20 protein-coding genes are annotated in these 26,954 nt (G+C 63.9%); 8 read left to right on the forward strand and 12 right to left on the reverse strand.

Annotation, left to right across the window (positions count from 1 at the left end):
- Positions 1-3: 3 nt before the first annotated feature.
- The 4 genes from NK8_RS08410 (at position 4) to NK8_RS08425 (ending at position 2,771) form a co-directional block, all read left to right on the forward strand.
- On the forward strand, positions 4-876 hold the full coding sequence (locus NK8_RS08410; protein WP_213226052.1) for a DUF1571 domain-containing protein: 873 nt from the start codon (positions 4-6) through the stop codon (positions 874-876).
- A gap of 196 nt (positions 877-1,072) precedes the next feature.
- Positions 1,073-1,315, forward strand: a complete 243-nt coding sequence (locus tag NK8_RS08415; RefSeq protein ID WP_162065810.1) for a hypothetical protein — start codon at positions 1,073-1,075, stop codon at positions 1,313-1,315.
- A gap of 95 nt (positions 1,316-1,410) precedes the next feature.
- Positions 1,411-2,199, forward strand: coding sequence for a 5'/3'-nucleotidase SurE (gene surE, locus NK8_RS08420; RefSeq protein WP_213226053.1), 789 nt, complete (start codon positions 1,411-1,413; stop codon positions 2,197-2,199).
- Positions 2,200-2,288: 89 nt separating this feature from the next.
- On the forward strand, positions 2,289-2,771 hold the full coding sequence (locus NK8_RS08425) for a DUF2147 domain-containing protein (protein ID WP_213226054.1): 483 nt from the start codon (positions 2,289-2,291) through the stop codon (positions 2,769-2,771).
- Between the two features lie 78 nt (positions 2,772-2,849).
- On the opposite strand, the gene NK8_RS08430 is transcribed toward NK8_RS08425, so the two are convergent.
- The 6 genes from NK8_RS08430 to typA form a co-directional block, all read right to left on the reverse strand.
- Positions 2,850-3,248 carry a transposase gene (locus NK8_RS08430; RefSeq protein ID WP_213226055.1) on the reverse strand — a complete coding sequence of 133 codons (399 nt, stop codon included), beginning with the start codon at positions 3,246-3,248 and terminating at the stop codon, positions 2,850-2,852.
- 143 nt (positions 3,249-3,391) lie between these two features.
- Positions 3,392-4,489, reverse strand: coding sequence for a cell division protein ZapE (zapE, locus tag NK8_RS08435; RefSeq protein ID WP_162065813.1), 1,098 nt, complete (start codon positions 4,487-4,489; stop codon positions 3,392-3,394).
- Positions 4,490-4,570: 81 nt separating this feature from the next.
- Positions 4,571-6,001, reverse strand: a complete 1,431-nt coding sequence (gene lpdA / locus NK8_RS08440; protein ID WP_162065814.1) for a dihydrolipoyl dehydrogenase — start codon at positions 5,999-6,001, stop codon at positions 4,571-4,573.
- A gap of 91 nt (positions 6,002-6,092) precedes the next feature.
- The gene (gene odhB / locus NK8_RS08445) at positions 6,093-7,394 is read right to left on the reverse strand and encodes a 2-oxoglutarate dehydrogenase complex dihydrolipoyllysine-residue succinyltransferase (RefSeq protein WP_162065815.1); all 1,302 of its coding nucleotides are present in this window, start codon (positions 7,392-7,394) and stop codon (positions 6,093-6,095) included.
- 93 nt (positions 7,395-7,487) lie between these two features.
- On the reverse strand, positions 7,488-10,346 hold the full coding sequence (locus NK8_RS08450) for a 2-oxoglutarate dehydrogenase E1 component (RefSeq protein WP_162065816.1): 2,859 nt from the start codon (positions 10,344-10,346) through the stop codon (positions 7,488-7,490).
- Positions 10,347-10,666: 320 nt separating this feature from the next.
- Positions 10,667-12,493 (reverse strand): translational GTPase TypA, encoded by a 1,827-nt coding sequence (gene typA / locus NK8_RS08455; protein WP_162065817.1) that lies wholly within the window; start codon positions 12,491-12,493, stop codon positions 10,667-10,669.
- Between the two features lie 313 nt (positions 12,494-12,806).
- Between typA and NK8_RS08460 the strand changes: the two genes are divergently transcribed.
- The 4 genes from NK8_RS08460 (at position 12,807) to NK8_RS08475 (ending at position 17,797) form a co-directional block, all read left to right on the forward strand.
- Positions 12,807-13,322 (forward strand): MarR family winged helix-turn-helix transcriptional regulator, encoded by a 516-nt coding sequence (locus tag NK8_RS08460; RefSeq protein WP_162065818.1) that lies wholly within the window; start codon positions 12,807-12,809, stop codon positions 13,320-13,322.
- Between the two features lie 75 nt (positions 13,323-13,397).
- The gene (locus NK8_RS08465; RefSeq protein WP_162065819.1) at positions 13,398-14,924 is read left to right on the forward strand and encodes an efflux transporter outer membrane subunit; all 1,527 of its coding nucleotides are present in this window, start codon (positions 13,398-13,400) and stop codon (positions 14,922-14,924) included.
- A 52-nt stretch (positions 14,925-14,976) separates the two neighbouring features.
- The gene (locus NK8_RS08470) at positions 14,977-16,224 is read left to right on the forward strand and encodes an efflux RND transporter periplasmic adaptor subunit (RefSeq protein WP_213226056.1); all 1,248 of its coding nucleotides are present in this window, start codon (positions 14,977-14,979) and stop codon (positions 16,222-16,224) included.
- A 13-nt stretch (positions 16,225-16,237) separates the two neighbouring features.
- Complete coding sequence (locus tag NK8_RS08475) at positions 16,238-17,797, forward strand: DHA2 family efflux MFS transporter permease subunit (protein WP_213226057.1); 1,560 nt, start codon at positions 16,238-16,240, stop codon at positions 17,795-17,797.
- A 56-nt stretch (positions 17,798-17,853) separates the two neighbouring features.
- Here the strand turns inward: NK8_RS08475 and truB are convergent, their stop codons facing one another.
- The 6 genes from truB to rluB all read right to left on the reverse strand — a co-directional run bounded on the left by truB (position 17,854) and on the right by rluB (position 26,554).
- Entirely contained in the window at positions 17,854-18,792 is a 939-nt protein-coding gene (truB, locus tag NK8_RS08480; protein WP_213226058.1) for a tRNA pseudouridine(55) synthase TruB, read from the reverse strand.
- A gap of 3 nt (positions 18,793-18,795) precedes the next feature.
- Positions 18,796-19,182: a 30S ribosome-binding factor RbfA gene (gene rbfA / locus NK8_RS08485; RefSeq protein ID WP_061179349.1), complete on the reverse strand. Its 387-nt coding sequence runs from the start codon at positions 19,180-19,182 to the stop codon at positions 18,796-18,798.
- Between the two features lie 95 nt (positions 19,183-19,277).
- Entirely contained in the window at positions 19,278-22,259 is a 2,982-nt protein-coding gene (infB, locus tag NK8_RS08490; protein ID WP_213226059.1) for a translation initiation factor IF-2, read from the reverse strand.
- A gap of 93 nt (positions 22,260-22,352) precedes the next feature.
- On the reverse strand, positions 22,353-23,828 hold the full coding sequence (gene nusA / locus NK8_RS08495; protein WP_162065824.1) for a transcription termination factor NusA: 1,476 nt from the start codon (positions 23,826-23,828) through the stop codon (positions 22,353-22,355).
- Positions 23,825-24,283, reverse strand: a complete 459-nt coding sequence (gene rimP / locus NK8_RS08500; RefSeq protein WP_062254666.1) for a ribosome maturation factor RimP — start codon at positions 24,281-24,283, stop codon at positions 23,825-23,827. Before rimP ends, nusA begins: the two co-directional genes overlap by 4 nt.
- A 378-nt stretch (positions 24,284-24,661) precedes the next feature.
- Positions 24,662-26,554, reverse strand: a complete 1,893-nt coding sequence (gene rluB, locus NK8_RS08505) for a 23S rRNA pseudouridine(2605) synthase RluB (RefSeq protein ID WP_213226060.1) — start codon at positions 26,552-26,554, stop codon at positions 24,662-24,664.
- Between the last annotated feature and the right edge of the window lie 400 nt (positions 26,555-26,954).

Here is a 26,954-nt window from a genome sequence, read left to right on the forward strand (position 1 = left end):
CTCATGCCGCGTGCGCGATGCCGCCGGTTGTGTCTGTGGTTGTGTCTGTCCATCGCGCTCGCGAGTGTGCTCGCCCGGGCGCAGACGCAGGCGACGGACGAAGCCGCGCGCGTCGGCACGATGAGTGTCGAGCAGCAGGCGCAATGGCTGTCTGAATCGGCGGCGAGCGGCGCGCTCGCGAAACTCGACGACGCGCAACTCGTCGCCCTGTTTCGCTCGCTCGATGCGGGCACCTTGCCGCGTTATCTGCAGGACGGCTTGCGCGATTACGCGTCGTGCGAGTTCACGATGCGCCGGCGCGAGCGCATCAAGGGCAAGTGGCCGAAGCGTGCGGATCACATGCTTGTGCGCGTCGCGCACGAGCCGCTGCGCATCTACGCCAAATGGCTGCCCGATGGCGCGCACGCGGGCCAGGAAGTCATCTACGACGATTCCACGCGGCCGGACGAACTCTATGGTCATCTCGGCGGCCTGCTGAGCGTCGTGCCGATGTGGACGTCGGTGAATGGCGCTTTCGCCCGCACGCAATCGAATCATTCGATCCGCGAGCTCGGCATCGTCTCGATCTCGCAGCGCTTCATCGAAGAAGGACGCAAGTTCGCCGAAGCGGGCATCACGAAGCCGTCGGAGATCGAAGTGAAGACCGTCAACGGGATTCGCGTGGTCGCGCTCACGTATGAAACAGCCGAGGGGCAGCCCGAGTTCTACGCGAAGAAGGAAGTGCTCGGGCTCGATCTCAAACGTCCGCTCTTTCGCACGCTGGAGTCCTACGACAACGACGGCAATATTTTCGAAAGCGTCGTGTTCGAGCGTATCGAGCCTCAAGCCTTCGACGGTCTGACATTCGACCCAAGAAATCCCGACTATCGTTTCTGACCGAAATCGCAATGAAATGCCTGCTGATTTCGTGACACCTAAAGTAACAATCGCGCTCCGGGCGTGCGTGCAGGTTTTAAGTTTCGCCTAAGAATCCGCCGATAACCTTGCCCGCACTCCATCGACATCAACGTCGGCGCACACCGCTTCAGGCCCGTCGCGCCGCGAATCGTCGTGCAAACCTGAGGGCTTCATCATGAACCTCCGTCGTCCCATCTCGGCTCCCGTGCGAGCCATCAAAAGGCTGCTGAGCCATCACGAGATCGCCACGCTGCTGTTGCTGCTGCACGCGCCCATCGACGCGATGGCCGCCACGCCCGATGTCGCGTCGCTGCGGGAGTACGGCTATGTCGAGATCGTGTCGCCGGAAGCGGGCAAGCCGCAAGTGCGCCTGACCGACGACGGCAACGCGGTGCTGCGCGGCCTCGGCGTCAAGTAAGCGCCTCCCGGATACGGGCCTCGCGGACGCCCGGCCACGCGAACTCTGTAATAATCGGTCGATTCCTTTCACCTTCGACCAAGGAGTCATTCGCGATGTCCGCCCTTTCACCCATCGTGCAGCGTGTACTCATCACCAACGACGACGGCATCGATGCGCCCGGCCTCGCCGTGCTCGAAGCCGTCGCCGCCGAACTCGCGCACGAAGTCTGGGTCATCGCCCCGGAACACGACCAGAGCGGCACCTCGCACTCCATCAGCCTGCACTCGCCGTTGCGCGTATCGCGCAAGGGTGAACGACGCTACGGCGTCCAGGGCACGCCCGGCGACTGCGTCGTGATGGGCGCGCGCCACATCATGAAGGACGCGCCGCCCACGCTCGTGCTGTCGGGCATCAATCGCGGCGCGAACCTCGGTGTCGAGACGATGTTCTCCGGCACCGTCGGCGCCGCGATGACGGGCCTGCTGCTCGGACTGCCGTCGATCGCGCTCAGCCAGACCTTCACCGACCGTGAGAACGTGCGCTGGGATACGGCGCGCGCACTCGCGCCGGGCGTGATCCGCCAGTTGCTGGCGATCTCCCACGAAGCGCCCACGTGCCTGAACGTCAACTTCCCCGATTGCGACGCATCCGCCGCCGGACCGCTCACCGTGACGCGACAGGGCGTCGGGCTGGTGGAAGGCATCGATGTGCTGCCGCTCGTCGATCCGCGCGGAATCGACTATCACTGGCTGCGCTTTCAGCGCGGCCCGCGCCCGAATTCGCCCGATAGCGAAACGGCGGTGGTCGCGGCCGGTGGCGTGTCGGTCACGCCGCTGCATTTCGATCGCACCGACGAGCGTACTTTCGCCACGCTCGAAGCGGGACTGAAGCGCGGCGTCTGAGTGTCGAGCGCGCGCCGCTAGAACGTTTCCTCCCACACGAAAACGGTCGCTTTCTCGTATGCTCGGGCGATCACAATAAGGAGACGATGATGACCCGTTCCATCGGCCGGCGCGGCGCGCGCCTGATGCTCGGCGCGCTCGGCGCACTCGGCGCACTCGGCGCGTTTATCGCCGCAAGCGCGTTCGCCCAGACGCCGACGCCCGTCGGCACCTGGCAAACCATCGACGATCAGTCCGGCAAGCCGAAGGCGATTATCCAGATCGTCGATGACGGCAGCGGTCAGTTGTCCGGCAAGGTCGTGCGCGGCATCGGCGAATTCGATCAGCCGGAAAAGCGCTGCACGGCCTGTACCGACGACCGTCGCGATCAGCTGATCAAGGGCATGACGATCATCACAGGAATGCGGCAGAACGGTGATGCATGGGACGGCGGCCAGATTCTCGACCCCGAACACGGCAAGCTTTACAAATGCAAGATGAAGCTCGAGGACGGCGGGCAGAAGCTCGTCGTGCGCGGGTATGTCGGCGTATCGCTGCTGGGGCGCTCGCAGACCTGGGTGCGCCAGCAGTAAGGTTCAGATACGACAAAGCCGGCCGAAGACGCGTGTCTTCGACCGGCTTTGCTCATCTCGCTCTGGCGCGTTACGCGATCAGGCAGCGTGACGCTGATGCTTATGCGCCTCGTCCCCGTAGACGCTCTCAGGCATGTTGGCGAGTTCCTGCTTGAATTCCGCCGGCACACGCATGCGCGAGGTCATCAACGCATAGAGCGATTCGCCTGCCGGCCCGAACAGCTGCGTCATCACGCGCAACAGCACGCCCGACTCGTGCCACGTCTTGAAACGCCGATGGCACGTCTGATACGACGGATATTTGCGCGGCAGCGTGGACCACGACGCACCGCTGTACATCACCCAGAGCACACCGTTGAGCACGGCGCGGGTATTGGCGAGGGGCCGTCCACGCAGCTCCGAACGCGGGCGCAGTTCGGGAAGCAGCGGAGCGACCATCTGCCATTCTTCGTCGGACATGTCGCGGTAGGGCTTCACGGTAATTTCTCCAATTTGCTGACTGAAAACTGGTACCGACGATACCGAGTCCCCGAAAGCCAGCAAATCAGAGAGGTCCGAATCTTGAAAAAGCCGCAAAAGCCTTATGCCGATTGGCTGATCACAGAATTTTGATTCTCGTATTAGGTCAGCGAAATATCCGTAACGCGCCGTGGCGCTTCCAGATATTCCTTCGACTGCATCTCGACGATGCGCGAAACAGTGCGCGCGAACTCGTTGGCCATCGGCCCTTCGACGTACAACTCCTCCGCAGGCACGGCCGCCGACATCAGGAGCTTGACCTTGTGGTCGTAGAACACGTCGATGAGCCAGGTGAAGCGGCGCGCCTCGGATGCCATGCGCGGCGTCATCTGCGGCACATCGGACAGAATCACCGCGTGAAAGCGGTTCGCCAGTTCGAGATAGTCGTTCTGCGAGCGCGGCCCGCCGCACAGCGTGGCGAAGTCGAACCACACGACGCCGTCGGCACGGCGCAACGCCTTGATCTCGCGCTTTTCGATATGCAGGATCGGGCTTTCGTCGGGCACGGCGGCGAGCTTCGCGTAATCGGCGCGCAACGCCTTGTCGGCGGCTGCGCCGAGCGGCGTGTGATACGCCTTCACTTGCGACAGCGTGCGCTTGCGATAGTCGGTGCCTGAATCGACGTTGAGCACGTCGAGATGCTCCTTGATGAGCTCGATCGCGGGCAGCAGACGATCGCGATGCAGCCCTTCCGGATAGAGCGTGTCCGGCTGGTAATTGGACGTCATCACGAACTGCACGCCGTTCTTGAAAAGCCGGTCGAGCAGGCGATAGAGAATCATCGCATCGGCGATGTCGGAGACGTGGAACTCGTCGAAGCAGATCAGCCGGAAGCGTTTGGCGATGCGTCTGGCGAGTTCGTCGAGCGGATCGGCTTGGCCCTTCAGCTCCTCCAGCTCGCGATGCACTTCGCGCATGAACTCGTGAAAATGCAGGCGCGTCTTGCGCTGCACGGGCACGATCGCGTAGAAGCTGTCCATCAGAAAGCTTTTGCCGCGCCCGACGCCGCCCCACATGTAGACACCGCGCGGCAAGTCCGGACGCACGAGAAACTTCTTCAGCGCATTGGAGCGGCGCGCCTTGTACGCGACCCATTCCTCGTAGCACTGCTGCAGGCGCGCGACCGCCGCGAGCTGCGCCTCGTCCGATTGATAACCCCGCGTGCGCAGTTCGTTTTCGTAGTATTCGGTGACGTTCATCTTCTGCCGTATGAAGTGACGAAGGCGAGCGGTTTGATCCGCTCGCCTTCGTGTGCGATGCCTGCCCGAAGCCGAGCTTGATTACATGTTCAGCGCGCGCTTGTCGACGGCGAGCGCCGCTTCACGCATCACTTCCGACAGCGACGGATGCGGATGGCAAATGCGGCCGATATCTTCGGACGCCGCCTTGAACTCCATCGCCACCACCGCTTCCGCGATCAGGTCCGATGCGTCCGCGGCGATCACGTGCACGCCGAGGATTTCATCGGTCTTCGCGTCGGCGATCATCTTAACGAAGCCTTCCGCCTTGCCGATACCCAGCGCGCGGCCGTTGGCCATCATCGGGAACTGGCCGGTCTTGATCTCGCGGCCTTCGGCTTTGAGCTGCTGTTCGGTCTTGCCGACCCACGCGATTTCCGGTTCCGTGTAGATGACCCACGGCACGCAGTTGTAGTCGATGTGCGGCTTCTGACCGTCGATGATTTCCGCCACCGCCACGCCTTCGTCTTCCGCCTTGTGCGCGAGCATCGGGCCGCGAACGACGTCGCCGATTGCGTACACGTTCGGCACGCTCGTCGCGCAATGGTCGTCGACGTCGATGAAACCGCGCTCGTTGGCCTTCAGGCCGATGCTTTCCAGGCCGAGGTTATCGGTGTTCGGCACGCGGCCGATCGACACGATCAGGCGATCCGCTTCCAGCGTCTGCGCGTTGCCCGTGCTGTCCGTATAAGCGATCGACACGCTCTCGTCCGACGTCTTCACTTCGCCGATCTTCACGCCGAGGTGAATATCGAGGCCCTGCTTCTTGAACTGCTTCGCGGCTTCCTTCGCGAGCGACTCGTCCGCCGCGCCGAGGAATTGCGGCAGCGCTTCCAGCACGGTCACTTCCGCGCCGAGACGCCGCCACACCGAGCCGAGTTCCAGACCGATCACGCCCGCGCCGATCACGGCGAGCTTCTTCGGCACCGCGTCGAACGACAGCGCGCCTTCGTTGTCCGCGACGATCTTGTTGTCGACCGGAATGTTCGGCAGATGACGCGCCTTCGAGCCCGTCGCGATGATCACGTTCTTCGCCGTGACGACTTCCGTTTCGCCTTCGCCAGACACTTCGATCTGCACGCCGGCAGCATTCTTGCCAGTGAACTTGCCATGACCCTTGAGCCACGTGATCTTGTTCTTGCGGAACAGGAACTCGATGCCCTTCGTCATCTTCTCGACGATGCCGTCCTTGCGGGCCAGCATCTTCGACACGTCGAGCTTCACGTCCGACACGCTGATGCCGTGATCGGCCAGATGCTTCGACGCATTTTCGAATTCTTCCGACGACGCGAGCAGCGCCTTCGACGGAATGCAGCCCACGTTCAGGCACGTGCCGCCGAGCTTGAGCGCGCCGGCCGGGTTCTTCCACTTCTCGATACACGCAACCGTCTTGCCGAGCTGCGCTGCGCGAATCGCCGCGATATAGCCGCCCGGGCCCGCGCCGATCACGACGACATCAAATTCCTTGGACATGACTTTCCTTTGGGGTCTATCTCCGCTCATGCGGAGCAGCCTCGTGCGGTGCGCGCGAGCCTATCGCGCGCACCGAGGCGAAATGCTTTTCTTACAGGTCCAGCAGCAGACGGGCCGGATCTTCCAGCGCGTCCTTCATCGCGACCAGCGACAGCACGGCTTCGCGGCCGTCGATGATGCGGTGGTCGTACGACAGCGCGAGGTAGTTCATCGGACGGATCACGATCTGGCCGTTCTCGACGACCGCGCGTTCCTTCGTGGCGTGCACGCCGAGAATCGCGGACTGCGGCGGGTTGATGATCGGCGTCGACAGCATCGAGCCGAACACGCCGCCGTTGGAGATGGAGAACGTGCCGCCGGTCATGTCTTCGATCGACAGCTTGCCGTCCTTCGCCTTCTGGCCGAATTCGGCGATCTTCTTTTCGATGTCGGCGAGGCTCATCTGATCCGCGTTGCGCAGGATCGGCACGACCAGGCCGCGCGGCGAACCGACCGCGATACCGATGTCGAAGTAGCCGTGATAGACAATGTCGTTACCGTCGATCGACGCGTTCACGAGCGGGAATTTCTTCAGCGCGTGGACGGCCGCCTTCACGAAGAACGACATGAAGCCGAGCTTCACGCCGTGTTCCTTCTCGAAGCGGTCCTTGTACTTGTTGCGCAGATCCATGACCGGCGCCATGTTGACTTCGTTGAACGTCGTCAGGATGGCGTTGGTTTGCTGCGATTCGAGCAGGCGCTCGGCGATACGCGCACGCAGACGCGACATCGGCACGCGCTGTTCCGGGCGGTCCTTCAGCCACTGGTCGGCCGATGCCGGCGCGCTGACTTGCGGCAGCGCGGGCTTCGCGGCGCGCGCGGGCGCGGCTGCCGGAGCCGGTGCAGCAGCCTTGGCAGGTGCCGGAGCCGATGCCGAAGCGGCGAGCGCGTCGCCCTTCGTGATGCGGCCGTCGCGGCCCGAACCCGAAACCTGATCCGCCGACACGCCCTTCTCGGCCAGAATCTTCGTCGCGGCCGGCGACGACGCGCCACCGGTTGCGCCCGCCGACGCTTGCGCAGCAGCCGGAGCAGCGGCGGCGGCAGTCGTTTCCGCGACCGGCGCGGGTTTCACTTCGGAGTCGCCGGCAGCGGCGACCGCTTCGCCTGCTTTCGCTTCGGTGTCGATCTTCGCGATGAGTTCGTCGGCGGTGACGATATCGCCGTCGTGCTTGATCACCTGCGCCAGCACGCCAGCGGAGGGCGCGGGCACTTCGAGCACGACCTTGTCGGTCTCGATTTCAATCAGGATTTCGTCCTGGGCGACAGCCTCGCCCGGCTTCTTCTTCCATTGCAGCATGGTCGCTTCCGAGACCGACTCGGAAAGCTGGGGAACCTTGACTTCTACGATAGCCATTTCTGTATGTCCTAATGCGTGTCTGTGTGTTCGAGCGAGGGACCGGGGAGCCGCCGTTACGCAAACGGCTGAGCCGGTCCCATCGAGCAATGCTTACTTCGCGATGACTTGCGCGCCCTTCAGGCGGCCGAACGCGCCTTCCACGAGCGCCTTCTGCTGCTCGTAGTGCTTCGCGTAGTAGCCGACTGCCGGCGATGCCGAAGCCGGACGGCCGCTGTAGGCCAGCTTCATGCCTTCGCGCATGCCTTCGCGCAGATGGTGCTCCACATAGAACCAGGCGCCCTGGTTCTGCGGCTCGTCCTGCACCCAGACCACTTCGGTCGCGTTTTCGAACTTCTTGATTTCCGCGTCGAACTGCTTGTGCGCGAACGGATACAGCTGCTCGATACGCACGATGGCGACGTCGTTGCTCTTCGCTTCGCGGCGATGCGCGACGATGTCGTAATACACGCGGCCCGAACACACGATCACGCGCTTGACCTTCTTCGGCTCGATTGCTTCGTCGACTTCGCCGATGACCGGCTGGAACGAGCCCTTCGCCAGTTCCGACAGATCCGACACGGCTTCCTTGTGACGCAGCAGCGACTTCGGCGTGGCGATGATCAGCGGCTTGCGGAACAGGCGGATCATCTGACGGCGCAACAGATGGAAGATCTGCGCCGGCGTGGTCGGCTGGACCACTTGCATGTTGTGATCCGCGCACAGTTGCAGGAAGCGCTCGATGCGCGCCGACGAGTGCTCCGGACCCTGGCCTTCGTAGCCGTGCGGCAGCATCATCGTGAGACCGGAGACGCGGCCCCACTTCACTTCGCCCGACGAGATGAACTGGTCGATCACGACCTGCGCGCCGTTCACGAAGTCGCCGAACTGCGCTTCCCACGCGACGAACGTGTTCGGCTCGGCCGTCGAATAGCCATACTCGAAACCGAGGACCGCTTCTTCGGACAGCACGGAGTCGATCACCGTGAACTTGGCCTGGCCTTCCGCGATGTTCTGCAGCGGAATGTAGGTGCCGTCGTTCCAGCGCTCGCGGTTCTGATCGTGCAGAACGGCGTGACGGTGCGTGAACGTGCCGCGGCCCGAATCCTGACCGGTCAGACGCACGGCGTAGCCCGACGCCACCAGCGATGCGAACGCGAGGTGCTCGCCCATGCCCCAGTCGAGCTTGGCTTCGCCCAGACCCATCGCGCGGCGGTCGTTGATCACGCGCTCGACCAGCGGGTGAACCTTGAAGTTCTCGGGGATCGTCGTGAGGCGTTCGGCGAGGCGCTTCAGTTCGGCGAGCGGAACCGCCGTGTCAGCCGCGTCGGTCCACTTGCGGTTCAGGAACGGCACCCAGTCGACCGCGTACTTGCTCTTGTAGTTCGAGAGCACCGGATCGATCGTGTGATGGCCTTCGTCCATCGCCTGGCGATATTCCTTGACGAAGCTGTCCGCGTCTTCCGCCGTGATCACGCCTTGCTGCACGAGCCTTTCCGCGTAGACGGCGCGCGTGCCCGGGTGCTTCGCGATGGTCTTGTACATCAGCGGCTGCGTGACCGCCGGCGTGTCTTGCTCGTTGTGGCCGAGCTTGCGGAAGCAGATGATGTCGACGACCACGTCCTTGTGGAACTTCATGCGGAAGTCGATTGCAAGCTGCGTCGCGAGCACGACGGCTTCGGGATCGTCGCCGTTCACGTGCAGCACCGGCGCCTCGATCATCTTGACGACGTCCGAGCAGTACAGCGTCGAGCGCGCATCGCGCGGGTCCGACGTGGTGAAGCCGATCTGGTTGTTGATGACGATATGCAGCGTGCCGTGCGTGCCGTAACCGCGCGTCTGCGCGAGGTTCAGCGTTTCCATCACGACGCCCTGACCCGCGAAGGCCGCGTCGCCGTGCACTTGCACCGGCAGCACTTGCAGGCCTTCTTCGTCGCCGCGGCGATCCATACGCGCCTTGGCCGAGCCTTCGACCACCGGATTGACGATTTCCAGGTGCGACGGGTTGAACGCGAGCGACAGGTGAACCGGCCCGCCTTCGGTCGAGACATCCGACGAGAAGCCCTTGTGATACTTCACGTCGCCGGCCGGCAGGTCATCGACGTGCTTGCCTTCGAATTCGGCGAAGAGGTCCGCCGGCATCTTGCCGAGCGTATTGACCAGCACGTTCAGACGCCCACGGTGCGCCATGCCGATGACGATTTCCTGCACGCCGCTCGCGCCGCCGTGACGGACGACTTCGTCCATCGAAGCGATGAAGCTTTCGCCGCCTTCCAGCGAGAAACGCTTCTGGCCGACATACTTGGTGTGCAGGAAACGCTCGAGGCCTTCGGCGGCCGTCAGGCGATTCAGGATGTGCTTCTTCTTGTCGTTCGAGAAGTTCGGCGTCGAGCGGATCGACTCGAGCTTCTCCTTCCACCAGCGCTTCTGCTCGGGATCGCTGATGTACATGAACTCGGCGCCGATCGTGCCGCAGTACGTGTCGCGCAGCGCCTTGACGATGTCGCGCAGCGACGCCTGCTCGAAACCGAAGTACAGGTTGTTCGCGTTGAACACCTGATCCATGTCGGCTTCGGTGAAGTCGTAGAAGCCGGGTTCGAGTTCGGGAATCGCGGGACGCTCGCGGCGCTTGAGCGGATCGAGGTTCGCCCACTGCGTGCCGAGGAATCGATACGCGCCAATCAGCGATTGAACGTAGACCTGCTTGCGTGCGGTGGTGAGGTCGCCGGTGCTTTCGCGCGGCAGAAAGGCGTTCGCCTTCGCGCGCTGGGCGAAAGATTCGACGATGGGGCCGTGAGCCACGTCGTTGTGAGCCGTGCCGTCGGATGCAGGCACGTTCTGCAACGCGTCGAAATAGGCGCGCCAGGTCTCGGGCACTGACGCGGGATTATCGAGATATTGCTCGTACAACTCTTCGACGTACGGAGCATTACCGCCGAACAGATAAGAGTTCGACTGGAATTGCTTCATCATTTTACGCTCACCTTTCTTCGAGTTTCTCGAGGAAGTGCGGGTTACGAAACCTTCCGCGCCACGGCCTGACCGTTTAGCGGATTGCGCGAATCAAGTCTGCTTGGAAGGACCTAATAGCGACAGCTAATCCGAGAAGCATAGCACAGAACGAATAGTCATATGACGGAACGCCGCATGTGCCCTGCCCTCGTCATCCTTTGCGCAACAAGCATGTGCGGGCTTTTGTGAGATACGCAAGGGACTCTTCCACGGCTTCGCACAACGACAAAAGCCGCCCGAAGGCGGCTCTTGTTCTGGCGATACGAACCGATTCCGGATACTTACTCGGCGTTGCCTTCGCGGCTCGCGCGGCGACGCTCGTGTTCCTTCAGATGACGCTTGCGCAGGCGGATCGACTGCGGCGTCACTTCGACGAGTTCGTCGTCGTCGATGAACTCGACCGCGTATTCGAGCGACAGCTGGATCGGCGGCACGAGGCGCACGGCTTCGTCGGTGCCCGACGCGCGCACGTTGGTCAGCTGCTTGCCCTTGATCGGGTTCACGACGAGGTCGTTGTCGCGGCTGTGAATGCCGATGATCATGCCTTCATAGAGCGCATCGCCCGGCGTCACGAACATGCGGCCGCGATCCTGCAGCTTCCACAGCGCATAGGCGACGGCGGCGCCATCGTCCTGCGAGATCAGCACGCCGTTGCGGCGCTCGCCGACCGAGCCTTCCTTCACCGGCGCATACGAATCGAACGTGTGGCTCATCAGACCCGTGCCGCGCGTGAGCGTCAGGAACTCGCTCTGGAAGCCGATCAGACCGCGCGCCGAAATCTTGTACTCAAGACGCGTGCGGCCACGTCCGTCCGACGTCATGTCGAGCATTTCGCCCTTACGGCGGCCGAGCTCTTCCATCACGCCGCCCTGATGCTGGTCTTCGATATCGACCGTCAGGTTTTCATACGGCTCGCACTTCACGCCGTCGATTTCCTGCAGCACCACGCGCGGACGCGACACCGCGAGCTCATAGCCTTCACGGCGCATGTTCTCGACGAGAATCGTCAGATGCAATTCGCCACGGCCCGACACTTCGAACGTGGTTTCGTCGCCGGTGTCTTTCACGCGCAGCGCCACGTTGTGGTTCAGTTCCTTGGTGAGACGGTCGCGAATCTGGCGGCTCGTCACGAACTTGCCTTCCTTGCCCGCGAGCGGCGACGAGTTCACGAGGAAGTTCATCGTGAGCGTCGGTTCGTCGACGGTGATCATCGGCAGCGCTTCGGGATTGTCCGGCGAGCAGATCGTCACGCCGATACCGATTTCCTCGATACCGTTGATGAGCACGATATCGCCCGCTTGCGCTTCTTCGACCTGCACGCGCTCGAGGCCGTGGAACGACAGCACCTGATTGATCTTGCGATTGATGATCGCGCCTTCCGGACCCGAACGCACCGAGACCTGCATGCCGGGGCGAATGCGACCGCGCGCGACGCGGCCCACGCCGATACGGCCGACATACGAGTTGTAGTCGAGCGACGTGATCTGCAATTGCAGCGGACCGTCCGGATCGGCCGGGCGCACCGGCACGTGTTCGAGAATGGCTTCGAAGAGCGGGCGCATCGTGCCTTCGCGCACTTCGGGCGAGAGACCGGCGTAGCCGTTCAGACCCGACGCATACACGATCGGGAAGTCGAGCTGCTCTTCGGTCGCGCCGAGCTTGTCGAACAGATCGAAGGTCTGGTTGATCACCCAATCGATACGCGCGCCCGGACGGTCCACCTTGTTGATCACGACGATCGGCTTGAGACCGAGCGCGAGCGCCTTCTTCGTGACGAAGCGCGTTTGCGGCATCGGGCCTTCGACGGCGTCGACGAGCAGCAGCACGGAGTCGACCATCGACAGCACGCGTTCCACTTCACCGCCGAAGTCCGCGTGTCCCGGCGTATCGACGATATTGATGTGGGTGCCTTCGTATTCGACGGCGCAGTTCTTCGCCAGGATCGTGATGCCACGTTCCTTTTCGATGTCGTTCGAGTCCATGACCCGCTCGGCGACCTGCTGGTTTTCCCGGAACGTGCCCGACTGGCGGAGCAACTGGTCGACGAGCGTGGTCTTGCCGTGGTCGACGTGGGCAATGATGGCGATATTGCGGAGGGCGCGAGTCATATAGAGATGTCTTGGTTGTGCGCCGTCGGAGCAGCCTCTTCAGCGAGACTTCATGGCTCGGCAAGCCCCCCTTGATAACGTCATGCAAGCATGACTACGCGGGCCCGGCGCGGTGAGAACCGTAAATTATAGCACGCACGGATGACCTTTCCTCGCAATAGGACGCAACCCGTAAATCGGGCCAGCAAGCGCGGCGCTGCGCGTGCGCCGGTCCGCACGATTGTTAAGCGCTTTCAGAAAAGATCCTTGCGGCACTCGTAACGCCCACCTATAATCCTGCCTAGTCAACTATTGCAATCGCACAAATATTTCCATGAGCGACGCTCCCAAATCCGCGGCGATCGGCGACTATGTGCTCGCCGAGAGCGTCGGCTATCTGATGAGCCGGGTGCGCTCGACCATGTGGAACATGGTCACCCAGCACACGACGTCCGAACTGGGCATCACGAGCACGCAGGCCAGCATTCTCTTCATGCTGGCGGTCGGCAAGTGCCTGACGGCGGCGGACATCGCCCGCGAATACGGCATCGATGCGAGCGCGGTGACGCGCCTCATCGACCGGCTGGAGAAGCGTGGCCTGCTCTCGCGGGTGCGCAGCGAGGAAGACCGCCGCGTGGTACGCCTCGCGCTCACGGAAGAAGGCCAGGCGATTGCTGAGAAGATCCCCGCCATTTTCACGCGCGTGCTGGACAACCTTCTTGCCGGCTTCACGCCGGAGGAAGTGGGCTTTCTGAAGAGCATGCTGCGCCGAATTCTTGCGAATTCCTGCGATCCTTCCGTGGCGCCTCTGCTGGCCAGCAATGATAAGCCTGGTACGTCATTGCGATGACAAGCAAATTGGTCATCACAAGCCTACAAATTGATTGCAGCGTCCATCTTTAATTCTCTTCTCAAGAGACGAGATATGAAACACCTCTCCCCGTCCGCGTTTCGCGGCGAAAGCCGTGTGAAGAGTGCAGTCGCCGTTGCGGCGGCCGCGCTCGCGCTCGCCGGTTGCGCGAACTATGCGGGCATTTCGAGCGACAAGCAGATTGCCGCGCCCGAAAACTTCGAGGCCACGCAAAGCGTGCCAGGCCAGGGCGGCCAGTGGCCCGCGCTCGACTGGGCGAAGCAGTTTGGCGATCCGCAACTGCCGCAGCTGATCGACGAGGCGCTCGCCGACAATCCGTCCATCGCGCAGGCGCAGGCGCGCATCGCGAAGGCGTCGTCGTATATCGAGACATCGCGCTCGGCGCTCTATCCGAAGGTCAACGGGTCGTATTCGTGGACCCGCGAGCTGTATTCGGCCAACGCCCTCTTCCCGCCGCCCTACGGCGGCACCTGGTTCAGCGAGAACAACGTGCTCGCGAGCGCGTCGTGGGAACTGGATCTGTGGGGCAAGAATCGCTCGCGGCTGAACATGGCGGTGTCGCAGCAGAAGGCCGCCGAGGCCGACATGCAGCAGGCGCGCGTCTCGCTCGCGACGTCGGTTGCGCGCACCTACAACCAGCTCGCGCTGCTCTACGCGTTGCGTGACGTCTCCCAGCGCGAGATCGCGAACCGGCAGGACGTCGGGCGCATCACGAACGGACGCGTCGCCGCCGGTCTCGACACCAACGTCGAGCGGCGCACGGCGGAAGGCAACGTCGCGACGAGCCAGACGAACTCGACCGAGCTCGACGGACAGATCGAAACCGTCCGCTATCAGCTCGCCGCGCTGCTCGGCAAAGGCCCGGACCGCGGTCTGCAGATCGCCAAGCCCGTGATCAAGCCGGACGTCAGCGTGACGCTGCCCGACAACGTGCCCGCCGATCTCGTCGCGCGCCGCCCGGATATCGTCGCCGCGCGCTGGCAGGTCGAAGCCGCGACGCACAACATCAAGGAAGCAAAGGCCGAGTTCTTCCCGGACATCAACCTCGCGGCGGCCTTCGGCTTCGACGCGTTCGGCTGGAGCCGCTTCCTGCAGGCGAGCAGCCGGCAGATTCAGATCGGGCCGGCGGTGCATCTGCCGATCTTCGACGCCGGCGCGCTGCGCGCCCAGTTGAAGGGCCGTTACGCCGATTTCGAAGGCGATGTCGCGAACTACAATCAGACGCTCATCAACGCGCTGAGCGACGTCGCGACCAATATTTCCGCGATCCGCTCGCTCGACAAGCAGATGGCCGACGCCCAGCGCGCCCTCACGGCGGCGTCAAGCGCGTATCAGCTCGCGGTGATCCGCTACAAGGCCGGGCTGTCGCCGCAATTGCAGGTGCTCAACGCCGACGAAAACCGCCTCGCCAACGAGCAGACCGTGACGAATCTGCGCCTGAAGCGCACCGATCTGCAAATCGCGCTGATCAAATCGCTCGGCGGCGGCTTCGACGCGACGAGCACGAATCTCGCGGTCGACGGCAGCGGGCAGCAACAGGCGAGCGCACAGCCGGCCAATCAGGCCACGCCGGCGAAATAAGCCGCGCACAAGAATACGCATCAAGACCAAAACGGAATATTCGGAGTCTTTCATGAGCGACCCTCAACAAACCGCCGCCGCGCCCGCGCCGAAGCAGAGCAACGGCAAACGCCGCCGGCTGATGACGCTGATCGTGCTCGTCATCATCATCGCCGCCGTCGCGTACGGGCTGTACTACTTCCTCGTCGCGCGCTTCCACGAAGCCACCGACGACGCCTATGTGAACGGCAATGTCGTGCAGATCACGCCGCAGGTCGTCGGCACGGTCATTTCCGTGAACGCCGACGACACGCAAACGGTGAAGGTCGGCGATCCGCTCGTCGTGCTCGATCCGGCCGATTCGAAGGTCGCGCTCGATCAGGCCGAAGCGAATCTCGCGCAGACCGTGCGTCAGGTGCGGACCTTCTTCGTGAACAACAACCAGTACGAAGCGCAGATCGCGCTGCGCCGCTCGGATCTGTCGCGCGCGCAGGACGACCTGAAGCGCCGCATGCAGGTCGCGCAGACCGGCGCGGTGTCGCAGGAAGAAATCTCGCATGCGCGCGACGCGGTGCGCGGCGCGCAGGCCGCGCTCGACGCCGCCGAGCAGGAACTCGCGTCGAACCGCTCGCTCACCGCCAACACGACGATCGCCGATCACCCGAACGTGCTGGCCGCCGCCGCGAAGGTGCGCGATTCGTACATCAACTACGCGCGCAACACGCTGCCGGCTCCGGTGACGGGTTATGTCGCGAAGCGTTCGGTGCAGGTCGGCCAGCGCGTCGCGCCGGGCAACCCGTTGATGGCGATCGTGCCGCTCAACGCCGTGTGGGTCGATGCGAACTTCAAGGAAGTGCAGTTGAAGCACATGCGAATCGGCCAGCCGGTCGAGCTGACGGCCGACCTGTACGGTTCGGGCGTCGTGTTTCACGGCAAGGTCATCGGCTTCTCGGCCGGCACGGGATCGGCGTTCTCGCTCCTGCCCGCGCAGAACGCGACGGGCAACTGGATCAAGGTCGTGCAGCGCCTGCCGGTGCGTATCGAACTCGATCCGAAGGAACTGGAACAGCATCCGCTGCGAATCGGTCTGTCGATGAACGCCGACGTGACGATCAAGGACGAGGGCGGCGGCCAGCTCGGCAACGCGCAGAACACCGTCTATCAGACCAATGTGTTCGACAAATACGGCGCGCAGGCCGATCAGGAAATCGCACGCATCATCCAGCAGAACGCGGGCACGGGCGTGGGCGCGCCGGCGTCGAGCACGTCGTCTGCACATGGCCGTGCGACGAAGTCCGCATCGGCCGCCAAGCTGATGTAAGCGGATTCGCCACATGTCTTCGCAAAACGTCGTACATCCGCCGCTGTCGGGCGGAAAGCTCGTCATCGGGACGATCGCCGTGTCGCTCGCGGTGTTCATGAACGTGCTCGACACGTCGATCGCGAACGTCTCGATTCCGTCGATTTCCGGCGACCTCGGCGTGTCGTCGGATCAGGGCACGTGGGTCATCACCTCGTTCGCGGTCGCTAACGCGATCTCGGTGCCGCTCACCGGCTGGCTCACGCAGCGCGTCGGCCAGGTGCGGCTCTTTCTCGGCTCGATCATTCTGTTCGTGCTCGCGTCGTGGCTCTGCGGCCTCGCGCCGACGCTGCCGTTCCTGCTCGCCGCGCGCGTGCTGCAGGGCGCGGTCGCCGGCCCGATGATCCCGCTGTCGCAAACACTGCTGCTCGCGAGCTATCCGCGCGAAAAGGCGCCGATGGCGCTCTCGATGTGGTCGATGACCACGCTCATCGCGCCGGTCGCGGGCCCGGTGCTTGGCGGCTGGATCTCCGACAACATCTCGTGGCCGTGGATCTTCTATGTGAACATTCCGGTGGGCATCGCGGCCGCGCTCGCCACCTTCGCAATCTTCCGCGACCGCGACTCGGCGATCCGCAAGGCGCCGATCGATACCGTCGGGCTCGGGCTGCTCGTCGTCTGGGTCGGCTCGCTGCAGATCATGCTCGACAAGGGCAAGGATCTCGACTGGTTCAACTCGACGACGATCGTCGTGCTCGCGCTGATCGCGGTGATCTCGTTCGCGTTCTTCATCGTGTGGGAGCTGACGGCGGAGCATCCGGTCGTCGACCTGTCGCTGTTCGAGCTGCGCAATTTCACGGGCGGGACGATCGCGCTGTCGATCGGCTACGGGCTCTACTTCGGCAATCTCGTGTTGCTGCCGCTGTGGCTGCAAACGGATATCGGCTACACGGCGACGAACGCCGGTCTCGTGATGGCGCCCGTCGGGCTGTTCGCGATCCTGCTCTCGCCGATCACCGGCAAATTCCTGCCGCGCACCGATCCGCGCTACATCGCGACCGCGGCGTTCCTCGTGTTCGCGCTGTGCTTCTGGATGCGCTCGCGCTATACGACCGGCGTCGATACCTGGGCGCTCACGGTGCCGACGGTGATTCAGGGCATCGGCATGGCGGGCTTCTTCATTCCGCTGGTGTCGATCACACTGTCGGGCTTGCCGGGGCATCGGATTCCGGCGGCGTCGGGCTTGTCGAACTTCGTGCGGATCATGTGCGGCGGCATCGGCACATCGATCTTCTCGACGGCGTGGGAGCATCGGTCGATCGTGCATCACGCGCAACTGGTCGAAGGCGCGAATTCGTATAACCCGGTGTTCGCAAACTCGATGCAGCAGATGCACGCGCTCGGCTTCTCGCAGGAACAGACCGTCGGCCTCTATAACAGCATGGCCACGCAGCAGGCCGCGCAGCTCGGCGTGAACGACATGTTCTATATCTCGGCGGGGATTTTCGTCGCGCTGATCGCGTTGATCTGGATCACGCGGCCGGAGCGTTCGGGCGGCGGAGATTCGGCGGCGGCCGCATCGGCGGCGCATTGACTGACTTGCCGCCTGCGGAAAGACAAGAGCCCGGTTGAATCAAACCGGGCTCTTTTTTATTGCGCTGTGACGATCAGCCGTTCGGGCGCGAGTACGCCCTCGCCCGCGCGCGCGACGCCGAGCAGGCGTCCGCCCTCTTGCGAATAGACACGCACGCGACCGGCTTCGAGTCGCGATTCCACGACATCCGCGAGCCGCAGGCGCTGGCCGTGCAGAAAGCGTCGCGCCGCGTCGTCGTTCAGTTGCACGGCGGGAAACGTGGACAACAACGCGTCGACAGGCTGAAGGCGTTCATCGCGCTCGGCTTCGGTCAGACTGCCGAGTTGATCGAGCGTCACCGCGTGTTCGAGCGTCAACGCGCCGACGCCCGTGCGCCGCAACGCCGTCAGATGCGCGCCGCAACCCAGCGTCTCGCCGATGTCCTCGGCCAGGGTACGCACATACGTGCCCTTGCTGCACGTCACGCGAAACGTGACGAGCGGCAACGCGCATGAGATCAACTGCAACGCGTGAATCGTCACCTGGCGACCTTCGCGCTCTACCGTCTGCCCTGCGCGCGCGTATTCGTAGAGTGGCTTGCCATCGCGTTTCAGCGCGGAATACATCGGCGGGACCTGCACGATGTCGCCCAGAAACTTCGTCAGCGCTTCGGCAACCGCCGCTTCGTCGCACGTTACGTCGCGCGTATCGATGGCCTCGCCTTCGGCATCGCCCGTTGTCGTGCGCACGCCCAGGCGCATGGTCGCTTCGTAGGACTTGTCGGCCTCGAGCAGATCCTGCGAAAACTTCGTCGCCTCGCCGAAACACAGCGGCAGCAAACCCGTCGCGAGCGGATCGAGCGTGCCCGTGTGGCCCGCCTTCTTCGCCAGATAAAGCCGCTTCGCCTTGATCAGCGCATCGTTGCTCGACAGCCCGAGCGGCTTGTCCAGCAGCAGCACGCCATCGAGCGCGCGGCGCGGGATCTTCGGCCGCGCTTCGTTCTTCGGACCGCCCATCGCTCAGGCGCCTTCCTTGTCGTCGTCCGCATCCTTCGCGCGCGACGCATTCGCTTCGTCGATCAGGCGCGACATCTCGACGGCCTTCTCGATCGTCTGGTCGTAGTGGAAATGCAGCGTCGGCACCGTGTGGATGTGCAGGCGCTTGAACAGCATATTGTGCAGATGCCCCGCCGCGTGATTCAGACCTTGCTCGGTCTGCTTCGGATCGCCGGTGAGCGTCGTGAAGTACACCTTCGCGTGCGCGTAGTCGGGCGTCAGCTCGACGCTCTGAATCGTCACGAGACCCACGCGCGGGTCCTTGACCTCGCGCATGAGTTCCGAAAGGTCGCGTTGAATCTGATCCGCAATCTGCACGTTGCGGTTCGCGGATGTCCGTCTTTTAGCCATGATGTCGTTTCCGTATTTCTTTTTCCGCCGCCTGATGCAAAAAGGGCGGAGCGAGCCACCAGGCTCACCCCGCCCTTTTATCAGCGGCTAGCGCATTACAGCGTGCGAGCCACTTCCGTCACTTCGAAGACTTCGAACTGATCGCCTTCGACGATATCGCTGAAGTTCTTGATCGACATACCGCATTCGAAGCCCTGACGCACTTCCTTGACGTCGTCCTTGAAGCGTTTGAGCGAATCCAGCTCGCCCGTATGGATCACGACGTTGTTGCGGATCACGCGCACCGACGAGGAACGCTTCACCACGCCGTCCGTCACCATACAACCGGCGATGAGGCCGACCTTCGGCACGCGAATCACCTGACGCACCTCGACCGTGCCCGTCACCGTCTCGCGCTTCTCCGGCGCGAGCATGCCGGACATCGCCGCCTTCACCTCATCCACAGCGTCGTAGATGATGTTGTAGTAGCGGATGTCGATGCCGTTCGACTCGGCCAGCTTGCGGGCTTGCGCATCCGCACGCGTGTTGAAGCCGATGATGACCGCCTTCGACGCCGTCGCCAGGTTGACGTCCGATTCGCTGATCGCGCCGACCGCGCTGTGCACGATCTGCACGCGCACTTCGTTGGTCGACAGCTTCTGCAGCGATTGCACCAGCGCTTCCTGCGAGCCCTGCACGTCCGCCTTGACGATGAGCGGCAGGTTCTGCACTTCGCCTTCGCCCATCTGCTCGAGCATGTTCTCGAGCTTCGCGGCCTGCTGCTTGGCCAGCTTGACGTCGCGGAACTTGCCCTGACGGAACAGCGCGATTTCGCGCGCCTTGCGCTCGTCCGGCAGCACGATCACTTCCTCGCCCGCCGCCGGCACTTCCGAAAGACCCTGGATTTCCACCGGGATCGACGGACCAGCGGTCTTCGTCGGCTTGCCGGTTTCGTCCAGCATCGCGCGAACGCGGCCGTAGGCGCTGCCCGCGAGAACCACGTCGCCGCGGTTCAGCGTGCCCGATTGCACCAGAATGGTCGCGACCGGACCCTTGCCCTTGTCGAGCTTGGCTTCGATCACGAGGCCCTTGGCGGGCGCGTCGACCGGTGCGGTCAGTTCCAGCACTTCGGCCTGCAGCGAGACGTTTTCCAGCAGATCGTCGATACCGCGGCCGGTCTTCGCCGACACTTCGATGAACGGCGAATCGCCGCCGTACTCTTCCGGCACCACGCCTTCCGCGACCAGCTCCTGCTTCACGCGCTCGGAGTTCGCTTCCGGCTTGTCGATCTTGTTGATCGCAACGACGATCGGCACGCCGCCCGCCTTCGCGTGGGCGATCGCTTCCTTCGTCTGCGGCATCACGCCGTCATCGGCCGCGACGACCAGAATGACGATGTCGGTTGCCTTCGCACCGCGCGCACGCATGGCCGTAAAGGCCTCGTGACCCGGCGTGTCGAGGAAGGTGATGACGCCGCGCGGCGTTTCGACGTGATACGCGCCGATATGCTGCGTGATGCCGCCCGCTTCGCCCGCCGCCACTTTCGCGCGACGGATGTAATCCAGCAGCGAGGTCTTGCCGTGGTCGACGTGACCCATGACGGTGACGACCGGCGGACGCGGCAGCTTCTCCGCCGTTTCCTCGGTGGTTTCGCCTTCGACGAGCAGCGCTTCCGGATCGTCCAGCTTCGCCGCGACCGCACGATGGCCCAGTTCCTCGACGACGATCATCGCCGTTTCCTGATCCAGCACCTGGTTGATCGTGACCATCTGGCCGAGCTTCATCATCACCTTGATGACTTCCGAAGCCTTCACCGACATCTTGTGCGCGAGGTCCGCCACCGAAATGGTTTCCGGGACGTGCACTTCACGGATGATCGGCTCGGTCGGCGCCTGGAACGTGGTCTGTTCCTGATGCTTGCCGCGACCCTTCGGGCCGCCGCGCCAGCCGCGATCGACACCGCCGCTGCTGTCGCCGCGCGTCTTGATGCCGCGCCGCTTCGATGCGTCGTCCTGCTGCCAGCCGCCCTTGCCGCCAGCCTTCTTCTTGTCGCCAGCGCCAGCCGGAGCCGTCGATGCGGGCGCAGCCGCGCCTGCAGCCGGCTTCTTCGCTGCGGGACGTGCCGCCTGCGCGCCTTCCGGCTTCGCGGGCTTGTGCAACGTGCCCTTCGCTTCAGCGGCCTTCGCCGCTTCCGCCGGCTTCGGTGCGGGCGCGGGTTCCGGCGCCTTCACCTGCGCCTTGCGCGGCGTGTTCATCATTTCGCGGATCGCGCGTGCTTCGGCCTCGGCGGCCGCACGGCGCTTCGCGATGGCTTCCTGTTCGAGGCGTGCCTTCTCGGTCGCCGCGCGCGCGTCTTCCTCCGCCTTTTTGGCGGCTTCGCGCTGCGCTGCACGCTCGCTCGCAGCCTTTTCTTCCGCTGCCTTTTCGGCGGCTGCGCGCTGCGCGTCGTCGTTCTGCTTCGTGTCCTGCTTGGCTTCCGCCGTGACCTGGGCGCGCACTTCCTGACGCGCGGCCTGTGCCGCACGCGAGATTTCCGCCGCCTGAGCGGCAGCCGCCGCACGGCGCGCCGCTTCTTCTTCCTGCTTGCGACGTTCGGCTTCGGCCGCTTCCTCGCGGGAACGGCGCTCGGCTTCCTCGGCTTCGAGACGCGCCTGACGCTCCTTCAGCTCGCGCTCTTCGCGCTCGAGCTGCTCGGCGGCATGACGCGCTTCTTCCTCGCGGCGCTGCAGTTCGGCCTCGTCGACTTCCGGCTCTTCGACGTGGTTCGGCGCCGCTTCGGCCTGTTCCAGACCGGCTTCGTCGCGCTTCACGAACACACGCTTCTTGCGCACCTCGACCTGAATGGTGCGAGCTTTACCCGTTGCGTCAGATTGCTTGATTTCCGACGTATGCCGGCGGGTCAAAGTGATCTTGCGCTTGTCGGCGTCGGCGGAACCGTGCGACTTGCGCAAATGATCGAGCAGACGCGCCTTGTCCGTTTCAGACAGGTCGTCGTTCGCGCTCGCTTTCTGGACGCCAGCCGCCTGCAACTGCTCGAGCAGGACGCCCGCAGGCATTTTGAGTTCCGCGGCAAATTGGGCTACGTTGTTACTCGCCATTCATTCCTCTTGATGCAAGGACAGATCCTTGCGGTTAGATCGGGGTCACGCGGCCAGACAGGCCGCCAAATATCAGTGCGCCATGGTCATTTCTCACTGGAACCAGTGTTCACGTGCTTTCATGATCAACGCCTTAGCGGCATCCTCTTCCATTCCGGTCATTTCGACCACTTCATCGACTGCCAGCTCCGCGAGGTCGTCGCGGGTCTGAATCTGGTGCTCGGCGAGCTTGGCCAGCAGCTCGTTGTCCATGCCGTCGAGGCTCTTCAGATCGAGCGCGACGCCTTCCACTTTCTCTTCGTTGGCGATCGCCATCGTGAGCAGCGCGTCGCGCGAGCGGTTACGCAGCTCGTGCACGGTGTCTTCATCGAAGGCTTCGATTTCGAGCATTTCGTTGAGCGGCACGTAGGCGATTTCTTCGAGGCTCGTGAAGCCCTCGTCGATCAGGATGTCGGCGACTTCCTCGTCCACATCCAGACGCGCCATGAACAGGTCGCGCAACTTGCCACGCTCTTCGTTCTGCTTCAACGCCGACTCGTCCGGCGTCATGATATTGATTTGCCAGCCGGTGAGTTCGGAGGCGAGCCTCACGTTCTGGCCGGCACGGCCGATGGCGACGGCGAGCTCGTTCTCGTCCACGACGACGTCCATCGAATGCTTTTCTTCATCGACGACGATCGACTGGACGGCTGCCGGCGCAAGGGCGCCGATCACGAACTGCGCGGGATCTTCCGACCATAGCACGATGTCGACGTTCTCGCCACCGAGCTCGTTGCGCACGGCCTGCACGCGCGAGCCGCGGATGCCGACGCACGTGCCGATCGGGTCGATGCGCTTGTCGTAGGCGATCACACCGATTTTCGCACGCACGCCGGGATCGCGCGCGGCTGCCTTGATTTCCAGCAGACCTTGCTCGATTTCCGGCACTTCCAGTTCGAACAGCTTCATCAGGAACTCGGGCGCGGTGCGCGAGAGTTCGATCTGCGGGCCGCGCGCGGTGCGGTCGACCTTCGCGATATACGCCCGCACGCGGTCGCCCACGCGCAGGTTTTCCTTCGGGATCAGCTGGTCGCGGCGCAGCAGCGCCTCGACGCGGCCCGATTCGACGATGAAGTTGCCCTTGTCCAGGCGCTTCACCGAGCCGGTCATGATCTTTTCGCCGCGCTCGAGGAAGTCGTTCAGGATCTGCTCGCGCTCGGCGTCGCGCACCTTCTGCAGGATCACCTGCTTGGCGGCCTGCGCGCCGATACGGCCGAATTCGATCGACGGAATCGGCTCCTCGATGAAGTCGTCCACCTCGGCGTCGGGCTTCTGTTCCTTCGCTTCGAACAACAGGATTTCCTGATCCGGCTCTTGCAGGCCGGCCTCGTCCGGCACGACACGCCAGCGGCGGAAGGTTTCATGCTCGCCGCTCTCACGGTCGATGGCGACGCGGATATCCACGTCCTCCTCGAAGAGCTTCTTCGTTGCGGAAGCAAGCGCAGCTTCCAGCGCTGCGTACACGACGTCCTTGTTGACGTTCTTTTCGCGTGCCAGCGCATCCGCCAGCATCAATACTTCGCGACTCATTGTTTGCGGCTCCTAAAATCAACCTTGGGAACGAGACGTGCCTTATCGAGGTCCGCGAGCGTGAAATCGAGCATCGCGGCGCCGTCCTTCCCTTCAAATTCCAATCCGATCTTTTCGCCGTCCGGCGCATGCAAGATGCCACGGAACGACTTGCGCCCGTCCAGCGGCTTTTTCAGCGTGATGGAGACTTCGCTCCCCGCGAAGCGCTCGAAATCCGCCAGTTTCTTGAGCGGACGATCGAGTCCCGGCGACGATACTTCGAGCCGGTCGTAATCGATATTTTCGACTTCGAGCAAGTATTGGAGCTGACGTGTGACCTTCTCGCAGTCTTCGATGGCGATACCAGCCGGCTGGTCGATATATATACGCAGCATGCCGCCTCCCGAACGCTCGAGATCGACAAGCTCGTAGCCAAGGCCCGAGACCGTGGTTTCTATCAATTCCGTCAGTTGCACAGTAACTCCAAGGTGTTTCGCGCGCTCCACGCCAAAACACCTGCGGGCGAGCGCCTTCATGCGGGCGCGCACCCCTGCTCCCGAGATGCCGAACCGAATAGCCAAAAAAAAATGGGCGCAACGCCCATCATCTTCAACCGAGGTCGCACCCGGGCAGCCAAAAAAACTACGTGCCCAGCGACTTCATGATTTTAGCCATTTTTCAGGATAAACGCAAACGTACCGCGCGCTTTCGGGGCCGTTGTGGCCAGTTTCACGTCGATTCGTTCGCGCAGTCCCGAAGCGCACAGCATATGTTTTTCGCTGCCGGCAGCAGGTCCGAAGCCTCGGACCCGCCTGCCAGCAAGGTCTTTACATTTCTTTGCGCTTTCTGCGGGCTCAGCGGCCGCGCGAGCGATTGCGCGTGCCACGATTGGCGCCGCCGCCGGCCTTGCCTTGTCCGGCGCCCTGCTGCGCGCCGCCCTGGCGATTACCGCGCGGTGCGTTGCCACCGCCCGCGGCGCGCTTGCCCGCGCCACCCACGCCCTGCGGCGCGCCTTGCGGACGCGGACCGCGCGGACCCGGACGGCCGCCGTTCGCGCGATTGCCGGTCGTCTCGTTGCCGCCGACACGATTGCCGTTCGCCTCGCGCCCGCCGCGACGCCCCATGCCGCCGGCATTGCCGGCGCCCGCGTTGCCGCTGAATCCACCCATGCCGCCGAGCCCGAAACCGCCGGCCACGCCGCCCGGCTGGCCGCGCCGCCCGCCACGTCCCGGCGTCTGCTGCTGCGTCATGCGCGAGTGCGAGCTCAGCACCGGCTCGCGCGTGATGAAGCCCATCGACGTCTGCATCGGGTCGGGTTGCACGCGCGGCGCGGAACTGCGTGCGCCCTTCTCGGCCGTCGGCAGCTTCAGACCGACCGACTCCATCAGGCTGCGCACCTGATTGTCCTCGAGCTCTTCCCAGCGGCCGCGCTTCAGGCCGCGCGGCAGCGCGATCGGGCCGTGACGCGTACGGATCAGGCGGCTCACCATCAGCCCCGCCGCCTCGAACATGCGACGCACTTCGCGATTGCGGCCTTCAGCCAGCGCGACGTGATACCAGTGATTCGTGCCTTCGCCGCCGCCGTCCTGAATGCGCAGGAAGTTGGCGGGGCCGTCATCGAGTTCGACGCCCTTCAGGAGCTTCTGCTTCATCCCCTCCGACAACTGGCCGACCACGCGCACCGCGTATTCACGCTCGACGCTGTAGCGCGGATGCATGAAGCGGTTCGCCAGGTCGCCCGAAGTCGTGAGCAGCAGCAGGCCTTCCGTGTTGAAGTCCAGGCGCCCGACCGCGAGCCACTTGGCCGTTTTCATCGACGGCAGTTTGTCGAACACGGACGGACGGCCTTCCGGGTCCGCGTGGCTGACGATCTCGCCCGTCGGCTTGTGATAGAGCAGGATGCGCGGCGGCTTGCTCGCGAGCTTGCGCTTGAGCGGCTTGCCGTTGATACGCACCTGATCCGACGGCATGATGCGCTGACCGATGTGCGCCGGCTCGCCGTTCACCGAGACGCGCCCGGCGATGATCAATTCTTCCATGTCGCGGCGCGAGCCCATGCCCGCGTCGGCGAGCACCTTGTGCAGCTTCGGGGCGTCGTCGTCCGGTTCCAGCACGCGCTTCTGCTGCGGGGCGTTGCGGCCGCGTCGCAGCATCGGAGCGCGCACGCCGGAACCGTTGTCGGCGTCGAACGCCGGCGAAGTCACGTAGGCGAAGACGTCGTCGACGGCGGCAGCGGCCGCACTCTCGACCGTCGCGGGCCCCGCGTCGCTGCGCTTGCCGCGCTTGGGTGGCTGCGGACTCTTGCGTCGGCCGCCTTCGCGCGGCGCGGGCGCGGCGGCTTGCGGCACTGCTTCATCGGTTGCTTCGACAGGGGTCTCGCCAGTCTCGGCGCGCGCGTTCTTGCGGCCACGCGGATTCGCCCCTTCGGTCTTGCGCGGCCTGGCGGCCGGCTCCTTGCGCGGCGCACGCACCTGCGCTGCGACGACGCCATCGGGCGGCGTTTCGTTCACGGCATCCGGCGCGGCCGGCGCGCCTTCGGTACCCTTGGTCTTCGCGACAGCGCGACGCCGTGCGATCAGACTGCGCGGCCCGCGGCGAAGTCCGCGGCGCGGACGGTCGTCGCCCTCGGCGCCTTCATCGGCGCGGTCGGTGCGCGTGCGTTCGCCGGCGTCGGCCGACTCAGGTGCGTCCGCGGCGTGCACGGGGCGCGCGGATTCAGGCGAATCGCTGTCGTGGGAGTGTGTCAAAACAACCTCAAATGTCGAATCGCGCGCCCGTCGCGGGCGCGTCTAAAAATCCGCTGATCGCTCCGGCTGGTCGTCTCGAAATGATCTTTATGGAGAGCCGGGTTGCGAAATCAGGGGCCATGCAATTTGCGTCAGGCGCGGCGCGCCGTCGGTTCTTCGGAGTCGTCGTCCAGTTCGGCGTCGTTCGATGGACTCGCTGCTGCTTCCTCTTCACGCGGCATCGGCACGGGCGCGGCGTGCGTCTCGTGCGCGGCGCCCAGCGGCTGCGCGTGAATCCCGGAAGGCGATGCGACGCGCTCGTCGTGCGCGTCCGCATGTTCCGTTCCGAGTATGTCCTGCGGTTCTTCTCTTGCTTCTGGCTCCGCGCTCATACCGGCGGCGCTCTCATCGCTGCCGGATG

Origin of the sequence: Caballeronia sp. NK8, assembly GCF_018408855.1 — a bacterium.
Lineage (GTDB): Bacteria > Pseudomonadota > Gammaproteobacteria > Burkholderiales > Burkholderiaceae > Caballeronia.

Excerpts from the sequence above, each read along its gene's own strand:
- NK8_RS08410 (WP_213226052.1), top strand. The coding sequence starts at position 4 with ATGCCGCGTGCGCGATGCCGCCGGTTGTGTCTGTGGTTGTGTCTGTCC.
- NK8_RS08415 (WP_162065810.1), top strand. The coding sequence starts at position 1,073 with ATGAACCTCCGTCGTCCCATCTCGGCTCCCGTGCGAGCCATCAAAAGG.
- surE (WP_213226053.1), top strand. The coding sequence starts at position 1,411 with ATGTCCGCCCTTTCACCCATCGTGCAGCGTGTACTCATCACCAACGAC.
- NK8_RS08425 (WP_213226054.1), top strand. The coding sequence starts at position 2,289 with ATGACCCGTTCCATCGGCCGGCGCGGCGCGCGCCTGATGCTCGGCGCG.
- zapE (WP_162065813.1), bottom strand. The coding sequence starts at position 4,489 with ATGAACGTCACCGAATACTACGAAAACGAACTGCGCACGCGGGGTTAT.
- lpdA (WP_162065814.1), bottom strand. The coding sequence starts at position 6,001 with ATGTCCAAGGAATTTGATGTCGTCGTGATCGGCGCGGGCCCGGGCGGC.
- odhB (WP_162065815.1), bottom strand. The coding sequence starts at position 7,394 with ATGGCTATCGTAGAAGTCAAGGTTCCCCAGCTTTCCGAGTCGGTCTCG.
- NK8_RS08450 (WP_162065816.1), bottom strand. The coding sequence starts at position 10,346 with ATGATGAAGCAATTCCAGTCGAACTCTTATCTGTTCGGCGGTAATGCT.
- typA (WP_162065817.1), bottom strand. The coding sequence starts at position 12,493 with ATGACTCGCGCCCTCCGCAATATCGCCATCATTGCCCACGTCGACCAC.
- NK8_RS08460 (WP_162065818.1), top strand. The coding sequence starts at position 12,807 with ATGAGCGACGCTCCCAAATCCGCGGCGATCGGCGACTATGTGCTCGCC.
- NK8_RS08465 (WP_162065819.1), top strand. The coding sequence starts at position 13,398 with ATGAAACACCTCTCCCCGTCCGCGTTTCGCGGCGAAAGCCGTGTGAAG.
- NK8_RS08470 (WP_213226056.1), top strand. The coding sequence starts at position 14,977 with ATGAGCGACCCTCAACAAACCGCCGCCGCGCCCGCGCCGAAGCAGAGC.
- NK8_RS08475 (WP_213226057.1), top strand. The coding sequence starts at position 16,238 with ATGTCTTCGCAAAACGTCGTACATCCGCCGCTGTCGGGCGGAAAGCTC.
- truB (WP_213226058.1), bottom strand. The coding sequence starts at position 18,792 with ATGGGCGGTCCGAAGAACGAAGCGCGGCCGAAGATCCCGCGCCGCGCG.
- rbfA (WP_061179349.1), bottom strand. The coding sequence starts at position 19,182 with ATGGCTAAAAGACGGACATCCGCGAACCGCAACGTGCAGATTGCGGAT.
- infB (WP_213226059.1), bottom strand. The coding sequence starts at position 22,259 with ATGGCGAGTAACAACGTAGCCCAATTTGCCGCGGAACTCAAAATGCCT.
- nusA (WP_162065824.1), bottom strand. The coding sequence starts at position 23,828 with ATGAGTCGCGAAGTATTGATGCTGGCGGATGCGCTGGCACGCGAAAAG.